Raw genomic sequence first — 15,863 nt, 5'->3', positions numbered from 1 at the left:
GGTAGGGCCGTTTTCAGCGGATAACCACCATAACTGTTTGTTTCCAAAGACAAATTAGCGCCTGAAAGTCGTTGGACTAGTGCCCCTGGGCTGGCGGTAAAACCTGTGGATAGTTTTCCGCCCGACCTGCGAGGCAACGTTATCCACAGATTCTCCCGCATTTGACCCCAACGTTTCCACGCTTTTCTCCAAGCGGGCCGTCCAGGCGGTTGCCGCCTCACTCACTGAGCTTGCGAATCAGCTTTTCCCAGTCCTCGCGCAGCTTGCCGTCGGCCTCCATCAGCGTGCGGATCTGCCGGCAGGCATGCAGCACGGTGGTGTGGTCGCGGCCGGCGAAGGCGTCGCCGATCTCCGGCAGGCTGTGTTCGGTCAGCTCCTTGGCAAGCGCCATCGCCACCTGGCGCGGACGCGCCAGCGAGCGGGTGCGCCGCTTGGAGAGCAGGTCCTTCATCTGGAGGCCGTAATAGTCCGCCACGGTCTTCTGGATGTTGGGGATGCCAATCGCCTGCTGCTGGGCGCGCAACAGGTCGCGCAGCGTCTCCTGGGCAAATTCCACCGTGATCGCGCGGCCGGTGAAGTTGGCACGTGCCACCAGCGTGTTGAGCGCGCCTTCCAGGTCGCGCACGTTGGAGCGCATCTTCTTGGCGATCAAAAACGCCACGTCGTCCGGAATTTCCGCGCCGCGCTCGCGCGCCTTGGCCAGCACGATCGCCGCGCGGGTCTCGAAATCGGGCGGATCGATCGCCACCGACAGGCCCCAGGCCAGGCGCGACTTCAGCCGCGGCTCCAGGCCTTCGACCTCGCGCGGGTAGCGGTCGCAGGTCAGGATGATCTGCTGGCGGCCATCGAACAGCGCGTTGAAGGTGTGGAAGAACTCCTCCTGCGTGCGGTCCTTGCCGGCGAAGAACTGGATGTCGTCGATCAGCAACGCATCGATCTGCTGGAACTGGCGCTTGAACTGGTCCATCGCCTTGTCCTGCAGCGCCCGGATCATTGCGCTGAAGAACTGTTCCGAGCGCAGGTACATCACCTTGGCGGCCGGATTGGCCTGGCGCAGCGCGTTGCCGGCGGCGAACATCAGGTGGGTCTTGCCCAGGCCGGTGCTGCCGTACAGCAGCAGCGGGTTGTGTGCGCGGTCGCCGGGCTTCTGCGCGGCCTGGATCGCGGCGGCCAGACCGAGCTGGTTGCTGCGGCCCTCGACGAAGTTGGCGAAGGTGTAATGCGAATCCAGATTGCCGGCGAACGGCACGATCGGCGCGGCGACCGGTGCGCTGGGCGCGGCCATCGGTGCCGGTTGCGGCTCCGGCGCACGCGGGCGCGAGCCGACCGCCAGCGCCACTTCGCCGTTGCCGACGAAATACGCCACCAGTTCGCGGATGCGCGGCAGATAACGCTCGCGGACCTGGTCGACGATGAAGGCGTTCGGCGCATACAGCACGATGCTGTCGCCGCGGTCTTCGGCTTGCAGGGGTTTCAACCAGGTGTGGACGTCTTCGGGCGGGAATTCGGCTTCGAGACGTTCCAGACAGCGGGGCCAAGCATCCATCAAAGTATGATCATCTGTTGCTGGCTGCGGCGCGCAGAAAAGCGCCGTGCTCGCAGCCCGGTAGTGAAAAGAGGATGCGCCAGACTAGCACCCAGGGCAGGGTTTTCCCAGACTTATTCACAGGTCCATCCACAGGGCTTGACCGCCATCACCTCCGCTAACGTGTCCGGGGAGTTGACCCGGCCGCTGCAGGCCCTATAGAATTGCCGGTTCTATTCGTCTCCATTCATGCAGAGGGCCCCATGGCCACCAAGCGTACTTTCCAACCCAGCAACCTCAAGCGAGCACGCGACCATGGCTTCCGCGCACGTATGGCAACCGCCGACGGCCGCAAGATCCTGGCTCGCCGCCGCGCCAAGGGCCGCAAGCGCCTGAGCGCTTGATTGCCGCGCCGCTCCCTGCGGCCGAGGCAGTCCCTAACGTGAACGCAGCGAACCCGTGCAGGCGATTTCCTCGCTCTGCGCGGGTTCGTACGCGTGCGCAATATACGGTCGTTTTCGATACTGCACGTCGTACCTCGGACCCGTTGCTCAGCCTGCACTGGCGGACCGGCGATACGCCGCCGCGCCTGGGCATGGCGGTGTCGCGCAAGGTCGATACCCGTGCGGTGGGACGTAACCGGATCAAACGCGTACTACGCGATGCCATGCGGCATCTGCTGCCCGAGCTTGCCGGCGGCGATTACGTGATTGTGGCGCGCTCCGCAGCCGCAAAAGCGACCAATCTACAGATTCGCGACGCCTTCCTGCGCGTGCTGCGCCGTGCCGGCGCATTGCCCCTGCCTCCTGCGCCCGGCACAATGCCGCCCGCCAGGACGATGCACCCATCCTCCCTTCCCCCGACAGAGCCGGAACCCAGTTCCGACTGAGCGAGTTGCTGCCCGATGAACCAGACCCGTGTTTTCCTGATTTTTGCCTGGCTGATGGTCGCGGCGCTGCTGTGGATGGAGTGGGGCAAGGACAAGGCGGCCGCCAATGCGCCGGTGGTTGCGGCAACGCAGTCGGTGCCGGCTGCGCGCGATCTGGACGCAGCGGCACCGGTGGCCAATGTGCCAGCGGCCCAGGCCATCCCGCAGGCGGGCGTGCCGGGCGCTGTCCTGGCGACCAGCACGACTGCCGCGACGCCGGCCGCTGCCGGTGCTGCGCCGGTGATCACCCTGACCTCCGACGTGCTGCGCCTGAAGCTGGACGGCCGCAGCGTGCTCGATGCCGAACTGCTGCAGTTTCCGCAGACCAAGGACGGCACCGCGCCGGTCAGCCTGCTGACCGAAGATGCCGCGCATCCTTACAACGCCACCAGCGGCTGGGCCAGCGAGCATTCGCCGGTACCCGGCGTGGGCGGCTTCCGCGCCGAACAGCCGGGCACCGCGTTCGAACTGGCCAAGGGCCAGAACACCCTGGCGGTGCCGTTCGTATGGAATGGCCCCAATGGCGTGTCGATCCGCCGCACCTTCACCCTGGAGCGCGGTCGCTACGCGATCTCGATCAAGGACGAGGTGATCAACAAGAGTGGCGCGCCGTGGAACGGCTACGTGTTCCGCAAGCTGAGCCGGGTGCCGACCATCCTCAGTCGCGGCATGACCAACCCGGATTCCTTCAGCTTCAACGGGGCGACCTGGTACAGCCCGCAGGAAGGTTACGAGCGTCGCGCGTTCAAGGACTACATGGACGACGGTGGCCTCAATCGCCAGATCACCGGCGGCTGGGTGGCGCTGCTGCAGCACCACTTCTTCACCGCGTGGATTCCGCAGAAGGACCAGGCCTCGCTGTACGTGCTGAACCAGGACGGCCCGCGTGACGTGGCCGAGCTGCGTGGCCCGGCCTTCACCGTGGCGCCGGGCCAGACCGCGACCACCGAGGCACGTCTGTGGGTGGGCCCGAAGCTGGTCAGCCTGATCGCCAAGGAAGACGTCAAGGGATTGGACCGTGTGGTCGATTACAGCCGCTTCTCGCTCATGGCCATCATCGGCCAGGGCCTGTTCTGGGTGCTGAGCCATCTGCACAGCTTCCTGCACAACTGGGGCTGGGCCATCATCGGCCTGGTGGTGTTGCTGCGCCTGGCGCTGTATCCGTTGTCGGCCGCGCAGTACAAGTCCGGTGCCAAGATGCGCCGCTTCCAGCCGCGCCTGGCGCAGCTAAAGGAGCGCTACGGCGACGATCGCGTCAAGTACCAGCAGGCGACGATGGAGCTGTTCAAGAAGGAAAAGATCAACCCGATGGGCGGCTGCCTGCCGCTGCTTATCCAGATGCCGATCTTCTTCGCACTGTACTGGGTGCTGGTGGAATCGGTGGAACTGCGTCAGGCGCCGTGGCTGGGCTGGATCCAGGACCTGACCGCGCGCGATCCGTATTTCATCCTGCCGGTGCTCAACATCGCCATCATGTGGGCCACGCAAAAGCTGACCCCGACTCCGGGCATGGACCCGATGCAGGCCAAGATGATGCAGTTCATGCCGCTGGTGTTCGGCGTCATGATGGCCTTCATGCCGGCCGGCCTGGTGCTGTACTGGGTGGTCAACGGCGGGCTGGGCCTGTTGATCCAGTGGTGGATGATTCGCCAGCACGGCGAGAAGCCGAGCAAGATCATCCAGGCCAACGCCAAGTAAGCGCAGTTGCACAGAGCCCGCCGCAAGGCGGGCTTTCTGCATGTACCTGCACATGCTGTCTGCCCTGTTGTCTTCATCGCCAAGGACGCCGTCGTGATGTCATCGCCGCTTTATCGCCTGTTGCTGTGCGCCAGTTGCGCCGGAGTGCTGGCGATGGCCGGCTGCGGCAAGCAGAACGCGGGACATGCAGCGCCTGCGGCCAGGGCACCTGCGCAGGCCGCTGCTGGCGCACGAGCCGAAACCGACAACGACGACGCACGCGCACTGATCGCGCAGCTGCGTGAGCAACTGGATCGGCATCGCCGCATCATCGTGTTGCTGGCCGATGCGGATGCTCAGACGCCACGCGATCGCGCCACGTCCAGCAGCGTGGGGCAGCAGCTGTTCCATGAAAACCTCCAACAGCGCGAACGCATCGCTGCGCGATTCGAGACGGTGCTGACGTCGAATGCAGCGCGGCGCTTCGCGACCATCGCCACGGTGCTGGACGAGATCGAATCGGCACCGGATCTCTACGATGCCGACCGCCTGGCGTTCGCCGAAGTGCTGCGCGACCTGCACGCACGCATTGGCCGCGATTCGGCACTGCCGGCAGTGAAGCTGCATCAGCGCATCGGCGAGGATCTGGAAGCGCTGGACGAGATCGAGCGCAGCTACAACAAGGAACTGACGCAAATTTTCAGCCGCTTCGATCGCAGCCGCGCGATCGTGCCCAAGCGCGAGAAGTGGGACGACTACGTGGCGCATCTGCGCAGCCTGTACACGCGCGAAAAGATCCTGCGCGATCACGGCGTGGTGGAGCCGTACCCGTTCTCCGCACGCGATAGCGACAGCGAGATCTTCGGCCGCGACCTGCCGCCCAAGACGGTGGTGCTGACTTTCGACGATGGCCCGCACAAGGCCTATACCGAAGAGATCGTGGCCATCCTCAAACGCTACGACGTGCCGGGCGTGTTCTTCGAAGTGGGGCGCAATCTGGGCAGCCTGGACGCGCAGGGCAAGCCGAACCTGGCAGCGTTATCCAAGATCAGCCACACGCTGATGGAAGAAGGCTATGCGGTGGGCAACCACAGCCTCACCCATGCGCAGTTGTCAAAGACCACCGGCGATGCATTGCGTAGCCAGGTGCTGGATACCGATACGTTGTTGCGTGCGGTGGACGACAAACGTGCGCCATTGTTCCGGTTTCCGTATGGGGCGCGCAATGCCGAAGGCTTACAGCTGCTGGGCGAGGCGGGCCTGAAGTCGATCATGTGGAACATCGATTCGATGGACTGGGCCGACCCGGTGCCCGAGTCGATCGTGCAGCGCGTGCTCGACCAGGTGAACAAGGAGCAGCGCGGCATCGTGTTGTTCCATGACATCCACGACCGTGCAGTGAAGGCGCTGCCGCAGATCCTGGATCGCCTGATCGCCGACGGCTACCAGTTCGCCGGCTGGAACGGCCGCGAGTTTTCGGTGGCGCACGCGCCCAGCGCGGCGGCCGAGGCGACCGTGACCACCGGCTACGCCAACTCCTGGGCGATCGTGATCGGCATCGACGACTACGCGCACTGGCCCAAGCTCGAATATGCCGCCAACGACGCGCAGGCCATCGCCGGCACCTTGACCGGCCCGTTGGGATTTCCGTCCTCGCAAGTGATCGTGCTCAAGAACGGGCAGGCCACGCGCAACAATATTCTTGCGGCATTTCACGATCGCCTCGGCGAGGGACGCGCGCAGGCCAACGATCGCGTGTTCGTGTTCTTCGCCGGGCATGGCGCCACGCGCCGGCTGGCATCCGGGCGCGACCTGGGCTACATCATTCCGGTCGATTCGGATCCGCAACAGCTGGCCAGCGATGCGATCGCGATGAGCGACCTGCAGAACATCGCCGAAAGCCTGCAAGCCAAGCATGTATTGTTCGTGATGGATGCCTGCTACAGCGGACTGGGCCTGACGCGCGGCGGGCCGACGTCCGGCGCCTACCTGCGCGAAAACGCACGACGCATCGCCCGCCAGATGCTCACTGCCGGCGGTGCCGATCAGCAAGTGGCCGACAGCGGCCCGAACGGGCATTCGGTGTTTACCTGGGTGCTGCTGCAGGCGCTGGCGGGCAAGGGCGACCTCAATGGCGACGGCCTGATCACCGGCACCGAACTGGCGGCCTATGTCGCACCGGCGGTGTCGGCAGTGTCGCCGCAGACCCCGGCATTCGGCAGCCTGCCCGGCTCGCAGGGCGGCGAGTTCGTGTTCCAGGTACCGAGCGGCGAGGAGTTCCTGACCGCCGGCACCGCGCAGCTGTCTGCCGATGCGATTGCACTCAACGGACGCGTGGATGCGGCGCGTCCTGTCGCCCCGGCCAGCGGTGCTGCAACAGCTGCGGCGCCGGTGACGGTGAAGACATTGCAAGGTGGCGAAGCCAAGCTGGTATTGCCGACGGCGGTGAAGAGCAGCGACCGCCAACGCGCGCAGCTGGCCAACGAACGCGGCCTGCAGTTGTACAAGGAAAAACGCTACGCCGAAGCGGCCGAGCAGTTTGCCGAGGCCTTGAAGCTGCGCCCGGACTTCGCCTTGGCCGCCAACAACCTGGGCTTTGTGTATTACCGCCAGGAACGCTTTGCCGAATCGGCGCGCTGGCTGGAAAATACCTTGAAAATCGATCCATCGCGTGCGGTGGCCTATCTCAATCTCGGCGATGCCTACGCAAAAGCCGGTGATCGCGACAAGGCGCGCAAGGCCTATTCCACCTACCTGGAATTGCAACCGCAAGGCAGCGGCGCCGCGCAGGCGCGTGCGCAGTTGCAATCGCTGTGATTCACGGCGGCTGACACATCGTTGCGAACAGTCGCCAGGAGCACGCGTGCCGCGATGGAGGCGTTGATACACCAGGGACCCGGGCATCGGCACGATGCCGCTGCCGGTCGCGCAGTCGCTGCATCGCCGCGCTTGTCTTCTTCAATCCACCTCAGAGCAATGCCGATGTCGTCTTCCACTTCTACCATCGTTGCCATCGCCAGTGCTGCAGGAGCCGGTGGGGTGGGGATCGTACGCCTGTCCGGGCCGCAGGCGGCGCAGATCGCCGCCGGGCTGGGCGTTGCGCAGTTGCAGCCACGGCAGGCGCGGTACGCACGCTTTCGCGATGGGCAGGGCGAGGTGATCGACGATGGCATCGCGCTGTGGTTCCAGTCACCGCGCAGCTTTACCGGCGAAGACGTGGTGGAGCTGCAGGGACACGGCAGCCCGGTGCTGTTGCGGCAGCTGGTGGCGCGTTGCATTGCACTGGGTGCGCGGCAGGCACGCGCGGGCGAGTTCAGCGAGCGTGCCTTTCTGAACGGCAAACTCGATCTGGCGCAGGCCGAAGCCATCGCCGATCTGATCGCCGCCGGCGACCTGCGTGCGGCACGTGCCGCGCGCAGATCCTTGGACGGTGTGTTTTCGCAACGTGTCGATGCGCTTAGCGACAGCCTCACCCGGCTGCGTATCCACGTGGAAGCGGCGATCGACTTTGCCGACGAGCCGCTCGATACCCTGGGCGGGGCGCAGGTGCGCGACGGGCTACAGCAGGCGCGCGCACTGCTGGCGCAACTGCTGCGCGATGCCGAGCGCGGGCGCAAGCTGCGCGACGGCCTGCACGCGGTGCTGATCGGCCCGCCCAACGCGGGCAAGAGTTCGTTGCTCAATGCATTGGCCCGCAGCGAGCGCGCCATCGTCACCGATGTCGCCGGCACCACCCGCGATACCTTGCAGGAAGCCATCCAGCTCGATGGTTTCGAACTCATGTTGGTCGACACCGCCGGCCTGCGCGAGGGCGGCGATGCGATCGAGCGCGAAGGCATGCGTCGCGCGCGTGCCGAACTGCAGCGCGCCGATCTGGCGCTGGTGGTGCTGGATGCACGCGACCCGCAAGCCGCGCGCGAGGCGATCGGCGATGCCATCGATGCGGTGCCGCGTCAGCTGTGGATCCACAACAAATGCGACTTGCTGGCCGAACCCGCAGCGCTTGATCGCGATGCGATCGCGATCTCGGCAGTGACCGGGCAGGGACTGGAGCAGTTGCACGCCAGGCTGCGCGAACTCGCACTGGGCGACGGAGCGGACAGCGTGGAAGGCGAATTCTCCGCACGCACGCGGCATGTCGAGGCATTGCGTCGCGCCGAACAGCATGCGGACGCAGCGGATCTGGAGCTGGGTTTCGAACAACTCGAACTGGCCGCCGAAGAATTGCGCCTGGCACAGGAAGCACTCGGCGAGATCACCGGCAAGCTGAGCGCCGACGAATTGCTGGGCAAGATCTTTTCGAGCTTTTGTATCGGCAAGTGACGCTGCGCGGCACCACGTGCAGAGATGAATCCGGTACTGCCTAGGCCAAAAAAATCCGGCCTCTTTCGAGGCCGGATTTGGTAATGCAGTCATTTAACCAGCGAACAATCAGAAATCGTAGCGTGCGGTCAAACGGAACGAGCGCGGAGTCTGATAATTGACGTCGTTCAAATAGTTCGGGCTGATCACGTCGCGAGATGCCTCACTGAACTCGTTGTACTCGGTAACCCTGTCGTTGTTGAAGAGGTTGAAGACATCGAGCTTGATACGCAGCTTGTTGTCGGCCCAGTTGGGGATGTAAGCCGCTGCCAGATCGAACGTCCAGGTCCAAGGTGTCCGCCCTTCGTCACCACGCTGACGCAGCACGCGCGTGCCCTCGGCGTTCAAGCAGTAGAAGCTCGAGCCGCTGTACCCGCTCAGTGTCCCCTGGTCGGGCTGCGGGATGTCGTCCAATGGGATATAGCCTTGGCAGTTGACCGGGCGCCCGGACTGCAGAACCAGGTTGCCGCCGAATTGCCATTCCGGTGTCAGGTTGTAGGCACCGAACAGCTTGAGGGTGTGCTGGCGATCGTTTGGTGTCGGCCCGTAGGTGCCGTCGGTGAACAGACGGTGGTCGAAGTCCTGTGTCAGGCCGGGATCTTCTTGTTCCAGGGTGGAATTGACGTAGCCCTCCACATTGCCGCGCGTTCTGGCAAACGTGTAGGAACCCTGGAAGTTGAACTTCTCGCCGGTGCGCTCCCAGAAGAACTCCAATGCAGTGTGGAGGCGGCGGTATTCGGGCAGGCCAAGATAAGAAGCTGGCAACGTCGCGAGTTCAAGTTCGCCATCGCCGTTCAAGTCGACATTGATGGTGACATCACTACCCGGATTCAGGAAGTAGCAGCTCGGGACCGAGCTCGGATCGAAGTCGGTAAAGCCATTATCTGCTGCCCAATCGATCCACGGATTGGTCGTGCAGGTATCGTCCATGCCGGACTTCACTTCGCGACGGATCATTCGCACACCCGCCATCCAGTTTTCTGTCAGTTGCAGCTGCCCGCCCAGAATCACTTCGTCCTGATACATGGGCGAAAGATTGGTGGATGCAACTGAAGCCGGATTTGGCGCAACCAGCGAGCCGTTGGTCTGGGTCGCACCGATCTGCGCGCCCTGGCCGACCGGCGTGCCGTCTGCTTCACTCCAGCCGTTGACGAAGTACCAGTTGGAGACCGTGGATTCCGCACCCGTTGCACGGATGCTTGAGTTCGTGGCGACCGGAATGTAGTACCGACCGGCGGTTCCGAACAGCTTCAGGCTGGCATCGCCCAGCACGTCCCACGAGAAACCAAGCCGTGGCGCCAGTTTGTAATCCGATTCTACCCAGGCAATACCGTCGCCATTCTTGTTTTCGAACTTCTCTCCGCGCAGACCGAGCACCGCGAGGAAGTTTTCTGTCACTTGCCAATTATCTTCGACATAGAACGCGCTATTGATATTTTCGTAACTGGAACTGCTGGTCTGATAAACGCGCGAACGGGCGTAGAGGGCCCCACGTGGGACCAATTGACCGTTGACTGTCCGGCCTGGCTGCCCGGCAAATGCACCAGTTGCCACCGAACTGCCGGGGACCGTGTAGTACGCCCAGTTGATGCCGCCAGCGTAGGTCTGACCGCGGTGGCTGGATTCGTATTTTTCCTGATCGGCACCGAAGCGTATGCGATGGTCGCCCAACACCCATTCACCGTCGACACGGAATGCCTTACGGATGTCTTCGTCCGGTTCGGCATTCAAATCGGCGATGGTCGAGATGGTTCCCGGGTTGCAGCCGATGTAGCGGTCCACCACGCTGGTGGTCAGTCCGAAGCTATACGCCCATGGGCATTCCCCGCCGGCTGGGTTGGCTGGCAGGCGCGAGTTGATGAGGTTGCTCAAATAGCCGTATTGCGCGGACAGGGTGAAGTTGTCGGTGAAATAGCCAGTGTATTTAAGGATGCCGACCTTGCCGCCATTTTCCATCTCATACCGTTCGATTGGCGCTTCGTGCCGGCCGACGTTGTAACGGTTTTCGCCGTTGGCATCGAGATTGTATTCATAGGTGCTGTACTTGGTCTTGGCCTGGTTATAGATGCCGGTGAACTCGACCAGATTGCTGTCGTTGATGTACCAGTCCAGCTTGACCAATCCTTGCGGTGTGCTGTCGCGAGTCCGTTGGCTCGTCAATGCTCCGAACGTGTCGTCGGTTTCGCTACGGCCTTCGGCCAAGGCGAAGAAGAACAGCCTGTCTTTGATAAGCGGGCCACTGGCATACGCCGAATAAATGGTACTGTCGAATTGATTGTCGCTGCGGTACTGGTACAACGGGTCTGCCGCATCTGGATCGCGCTCACGCACGTTCTTCCCGGAAGCCCGTCCCCAATCCGGCTCCCATTCGACGCTACCGCCATAATGCCAGTCGTTGGAACCGGACTTGGTCACGATGCTGATAATGCCACCCAGCGAGCGCCCATACTCAGCACCATAACCGCCGGTTTTGACCTGCAGCTGGCCAATGCCCTGGAAGGGCACGTTGGCGAAGGACAGGAACGTGCGCATGTTGGTCACGTCGAAGCCGTTGATGTAATAGCCGTTCTCGGCCACCGACGAACCGCCGAACGAGGCGAGATTTCCTGCGCCCAGACCGCTGTCGCCTCTGACTGCGCCAGGCGCTAACAAGGCGACCGAGGAGACATCGCTGGCCACGGGCAGCGAGATCATCTGTTCGGCCGTGAATACCGTGGTGGATTCAACCGAGGACACGTCGATCGGGTTGAACGCACGTTGGCCTAACACTTCGACCCTGTCCAGGGTCGTCGCGTCATTGTTCAGAAGCACTTGCGAGCCGCTACCGACCTTGACCTCGACCTCGCGGGTTACGCCATCCGAGGTGATGACGTACTTGCCCGGAGGCAGCTGGCTGAAGGTGAATCGGCCATCGGCAGCGGCGGTGGCCGAGCGGCTTACACCCGTCTGGGGGCTTTGGATGGCAATGGTGCTGCCTGGCTGCCCGCTACCAAAAATGGAGCCAACCGCGCTCTGTGCTTGCACACCGCCGGCAACGCACATGCTTAGTGCAATGCTCAAGGCACTGCGTGCGATGTTCTTCGACAAAGACCTACGAACCCCTGGACGTGTCATTCCTCTCTCTCCTGATGAAGTACCGCCACAACGACTGCAAACCGTAGAACCCAACTGCATTGCCGCAGTTGAGGGGGGAGCCCCTTCAAAGGACGCCGACCAGCCCAGCTCGTCACCTTCCTGAAGGGTGTCTGAAGATTAACCCAAGATTTACGGCTGTGTCATTTCTCGGGAACTTTTTAGTGAAACAGGGCTTACGGACCAGGACTTGCTGATCCGTTTCGTGTAGCGGCTGCTGGCCCTGTTGAATACGGGTGTCGTCCGCGTCCCGAGTCTGTATAGACAACAGGTACTCGCTCTCCCAATAGTCATGAGCTGACCGATCAGCGAGGCGCAGCTAAGTTGCGAAGGGTCTTAACAGTGCGGGCGGCAGTGAGACGGCGATTGCCGTGAACGTGCCAGCGCTACGCCGGATCCCGGTCGGCAGCGATGTGCTGCATTGATCCTGCGGAACTCGTGCAAGCGGTCGGCGGCGTGCGCGCAGAATGAGCGAGGCCAAGTGGTCTCGATCAGCGCGTGGTTGATTTGGCTGTTGCGCCTGCGGCCAGTCTGTGTCGGTGGAACGACATGCATCCGGGATCAGACAAAAATCCGGTGAAGCTGGACAACAGAGCGCGGATGCACGTCCGACACTCTCTGTACTGCGCGAGGTCAGCAACAGCCCGGAGGCGGAGCCGTCCTGCTGCTACATCACACCCGGCAACACCGTCTGCAATGCCGCGTTCTCGGCATCGCATGCTGGCGATGCAGCGGTAGTGGCAGGTTGCTTTGCACGTGCCTTGTCGATCTCGCGGCGTGCAGCGGCTAGATCCTTCTGGAACTCGGGGTTGTCGTGCAGGGCGGCGACGGTGGCGGCGCCCATGATGCGGCCCTGCAGGACATCGCTCTGCCAGTGCACGTTGCAGACCAGGCGGCTGTCGCCGAAGGCGCGGCCGCGGGCGAGCAGGGCGTCGCGTTGTGCGGGGGCCAGCTCGGCCAGAATCAGTGCCCAGCTCCAGCCGATGGCGGTGTGGCCGGAGGGGTAGGAGCCGTTCTTGCGCAGCGCCGCGTCGTCGTCGGGCGTGCACATCGGCTGATCGTTGCGCATGAACGGGCGTGGCCGCTGGTAACGGGCCTTGGCTGCGCTGGTGCTGGTGCTGGCGTCGCGCATGCTGCGTTCGAGCAGGCGCAGCAGGTGCGGGGTGTGCGCCTGGTCGATCTGGATGCCGAGCGCGCAACTGAAGTGATTGGCGGCCGCCGGGAAAGTCAGTGCAGCGTCTTGCCTGGCCAGGTCCCAGCGCGGTGTATTGCGCAGAGCGAGCATGGAGGTGGCGATGGCTTGATCGTTGGCGAGCGCGGCGCTGCCGTCCTGCGGCGGCGGCGGTACCAGGCGCAGGCTGTCGGGCACCTGTGCTTTTTCCAGGTAGCCGTGTGCATCGGTGGCGATCACCGAGCCTGCCGGGGCCACCTTGTCGCGCGCGCCTGCACTGCCGCATCCCACTGCCAACATCGCGATGGCGACGCTGGTCAGCGTCCGGGAACAAGCGCGCGCAATGCGATCGGACATGGAGCAACCCTCGGACAACACGGATGGATGAGTGCGCAGATTACGACGCGCAGATGACATCTGCATGCCAGCGCAACGCAGCTGCGGCGCGCAATGCGCAGCTGCTGTCGCAGCACTGTCATGCCCCGGTCGCATCGACGCAAGACAGCTGTCGCACGCTTGCCGTCATCTTTTGACTCGTTCCCCTGCCGCTCATGCCCAAGACCCATCTGTTAAGTGCCGCCGTCCTTACCGCGCTCGTGCTGTCGCCGGCCGCCCACGCCGCCGATCCCGAGCTGACTGCCGACACCGGCACGACCGTGCAGCAACTCGACGCGGTCTCGGTGATCGGCCAGGGCGAAACGCGTCAGGTGCAGCGCATCACCCAGCAGGACATTCCGGTGTTGCCGCCGGGCACCAGCATCCAGAAACTGCTCAACCGCATGCCGGGCGTCAACGTGCAATCCAACGATGCCTTCGGTGCCAACGAGGAGTCGCAGACGATCAGCCTGCGCGGCTTCAACGGCACGCGCCTGGGCTATACGCTCGACGGCCTGCCGCTGGGTGACAACGCCTACGGCAACTACAACGGCCTCAATATCAGCCGCGCCCTGATCGCGGAAAACTTCGGCGGCGTGGAGCTGGCCTCGGGCATCGGCGCACTGGGCACCGCGTCCACCAGCAATCTGGGCGGCACCATCCAGTATTACTCGGCCGACCCGTCCAGCGTGTTCGGCGGGCAGCTGTCGCAGACGGTGGGCTCCGATGCCAATCGCCGCACCTTCCTGCGCGTGGACACCGGCGACTACAACGGTTTTTCGGCGTCTCTGTCCGGTATCAATGCCGAAGCCGACATGTGGGCGCGTCCGGGCTCGCCGACCACCACGCGGCAGTTCAATGCCAAGGGCGTGTACCAGTTCGACGGCGGCAAGCTGACCGCATTCGCCGACACTTCGCGGACCTCGCAGGCCGATTATTCCTATCTGTCCAAGAGCGGCATGGCGCGTGGCCTGGGCTGGGACTGGAACCTGTACGCACCGGACTGGAACCGTGCGTTGGCCGCGGCGTACTGCGCACCGGCCACGCGCAATGCGGCGCGCTGCGGTTTCAGCGGCGGCGTGGACAATGTCGACGATGCCTATTACCAGAGCCGCGCGTTGCGCGACGACGATCTGTTCTATGTGGCCGGCGACTTCCAGCCCAACGATGCGATCAACCTGCACACCCAGGTCTATCACCACGAAAACAAGGGTCAGGGCCATTGGTGGTCGCCGGGGCAAGCGTCCAATCCGGGCACGCCGCAGGCACTGCCGATCTCCATCCGCAGCACCAATTACTGGATCAACCGCACCGGCGGCATCGCTTCGCTCGGATGGAACCTGGGCCCGCATCACCTCGAAGCCGGGCTGTGGTACGAGCGCAATCACCACGATGTGGAGCGCAATTTCTACTGGATCGACGGGCCGGTCAACGACGATAAGTTCCTGCAGGATCCCGATCGCCGGCTGTTCTCGCAGAACTACATCATCACCACGCGGCAGTTCTACGTGCAGGGCAACCTCAAGTTCCTCGACGAGCGCCTGAGCGTGGATCTGGGCATCAAGAGCCCGAGCACCGAAATGACCGCGCGTGAAACGCCGGGGCTGGCGGTGGAAGCGCCGGTGGCGACCGGCTCGATCAAGGCCAGCGAGTCGGTGCTGCCGCAGGTCGGTCTGGGCTATCGTCTGGCCGAAGGGCAGGAAGTGTTCGCCTCGTACGCGGAAAACATCGCTGCATTCCAGGGCGGTGGCGCCGGTGGTCCGTTGCTGGTGACCCAGGCCTCGTTCGATGCCAGCGTCGGCGCGCTGGAGCCGGAGAAGTCGCGCACCGTGGAGGCCGGTTACCGCTTCGTGCGCGACCATTTCGAAGCCTCGCTGGTCGGCTACGACGTGACTTTCGACAACCGCCTGCTCTCGCTCAATCCCTGCGCCAGCATCCAGCAGGGCACCACGCCGGCGTGCACCACGCGCTTCTTCAACGTGGGCTCGGTGAGCAGCCGCGGCGGCGAACTGACCGTGATCTGGAAGCCGACCAGCTACCTGCAGTGGTACAACTCGGCCTCGATCAACCGCTCGACCTACGACGACAACTACGTGCAGAACGGCGCCATCATTCCGACTGCCGGCAAGACCACCGTCGATACGCCCAAGCGCATGTTCGCCAGCGAAATTGCCTTCACCTACGCCAACTGGAACGTCAACCTGCGCGGCAAGTACACCGGCCAGCGCTACTACACCTACACCAACGACCAGGGCTTCGGCGGCTACACCTCGTTCGATGCGGGCGCCGGGTACGACTTCGGCCAGGCCGGCGTGCTGCAGGGGCTCAAGCTCTCGCTCAACGTGACCAACCTCACCGACAAGCGCTATGCGTCCAACCTTACCGCCTTCGCCAACAGCGATCCGAATGGCCGTCAGCTGGCGTTCCATGCCAGCGCGCCGCGGCAGGTGTTCTTGACCTTGGATGCGAAGTTCTGAGTTAGGGATTGGGGAGTGGGGATTGGGGATTGGTAACAGCGGGTCTGGTGGCTGCTTAGTGATTTCCGGTGGCGATCGACGTGGATGGTTTTAGAGTGGTTGGCAAGACCTGGCGAGTGATTGTCGGGCGGCGCGGATGATGTGCCTCGCTCATCGGACAAGCTCGCCTGGCGATGAGGCCGCGTTTTTATGGCTGCTTTTTGGTTGGAGAACGGC

Annotated in this window: 9 protein-coding genes; 6 read left to right on the top strand and 3 right to left on the bottom strand. The window is 63.6% G+C overall.

The window, feature by feature from the left end; all coding sequences use genetic code 11:
• Positions 1 to 217 precede the first annotated feature (217 nt).
• Positions 218 to 1,546, bottom strand: a complete 1,329-nt coding sequence (gene dnaA / locus XarjCFBP7645_RS06295) for a chromosomal replication initiator protein DnaA (RefSeq protein ID WP_104536597.1) — start codon at positions 1,544 to 1,546, stop codon at positions 218 to 220.
• Between the two features lie 242 nt (positions 1,547 to 1,788).
• Between dnaA and rpmH the strand changes: the two genes are divergently transcribed.
• The 5 genes from rpmH (at position 1,789) to mnmE (ending at position 8,453) form a co-directional block, all read left to right on the top strand.
• Positions 1,789 to 1,929: a 50S ribosomal protein L34 gene (gene rpmH / locus XarjCFBP7645_RS06285; RefSeq protein ID WP_002805908.1), complete on the top strand. Its 141-nt coding sequence runs from the start codon at positions 1,789 to 1,791 to the stop codon at positions 1,927 to 1,929.
• Between the two features lie 38 nt (positions 1,930 to 1,967).
• Entirely contained in the window at positions 1,968 to 2,414 is a 447-nt protein-coding gene (gene rnpA, locus XarjCFBP7645_RS06280) for a ribonuclease P protein component (RefSeq protein WP_104536596.1), read from the top strand.
• 15 nt (positions 2,415 to 2,429) lie between these two features.
• Positions 2,430 to 4,151, top strand: coding sequence for a membrane protein insertase YidC (gene yidC / locus XarjCFBP7645_RS06275; RefSeq protein WP_104536595.1), 1,722 nt, complete (start codon positions 2,430 to 2,432; stop codon positions 4,149 to 4,151).
• A gap of 93 nt (positions 4,152 to 4,244) precedes the next feature.
• On the top strand, positions 4,245 to 6,947 hold the full coding sequence (locus tag XarjCFBP7645_RS06270) for a polysaccharide deacetylase family protein (RefSeq protein WP_104536594.1): 2,703 nt from the start codon (positions 4,245 to 4,247) through the stop codon (positions 6,945 to 6,947).
• A 165-nt stretch (positions 6,948 to 7,112) separates the two neighbouring features.
• A complete protein-coding gene (gene mnmE / locus XarjCFBP7645_RS06265) occupies positions 7,113 to 8,453 on the top strand; it encodes a tRNA uridine-5-carboxymethylaminomethyl(34) synthesis GTPase MnmE (RefSeq protein ID WP_104536770.1) in 1,341 nt (446 codons plus the stop codon).
• 108 nt (positions 8,454 to 8,561) lie between these two features.
• Here mnmE and XarjCFBP7645_RS06260 read toward each other — a convergent pair whose 3' ends face one another.
• A complete protein-coding gene (locus tag XarjCFBP7645_RS06260; protein WP_104536593.1) occupies positions 8,562 to 11,606 on the bottom strand; it encodes a TonB-dependent receptor in 3,045 nt (1,014 codons plus the stop codon).
• 685 nt (positions 11,607 to 12,291) lie between these two features.
• Complete coding sequence (locus tag XarjCFBP7645_RS06255; protein WP_104536592.1) at positions 12,292 to 13,152, bottom strand: acid phosphatase; 861 nt, start codon at positions 13,150 to 13,152, stop codon at positions 12,292 to 12,294.
• 194 nt (positions 13,153 to 13,346) lie between these two features.
• On the opposite strand from XarjCFBP7645_RS06255, the gene XarjCFBP7645_RS06250 reads away from it, so the two are divergent.
• Positions 13,347 to 15,647, top strand: coding sequence for a TonB-dependent receptor (locus XarjCFBP7645_RS06250; protein WP_104536591.1), 2,301 nt, complete (start codon positions 13,347 to 13,349; stop codon positions 15,645 to 15,647).
• The last annotated feature ends 216 nt before the right edge of the window (positions 15,648 to 15,863 follow it).

The organism is Xanthomonas arboricola (genome assembly GCF_002940665.1).
Classification (GTDB): Bacteria; Pseudomonadota; Gammaproteobacteria; order Xanthomonadales; family Xanthomonadaceae; genus Xanthomonas; species Xanthomonas arboricola_B.
The sequence above is the reverse complement of the archived record's forward strand: the minus strand, read 5'-3'. Positions and strand labels throughout refer to the sequence as shown.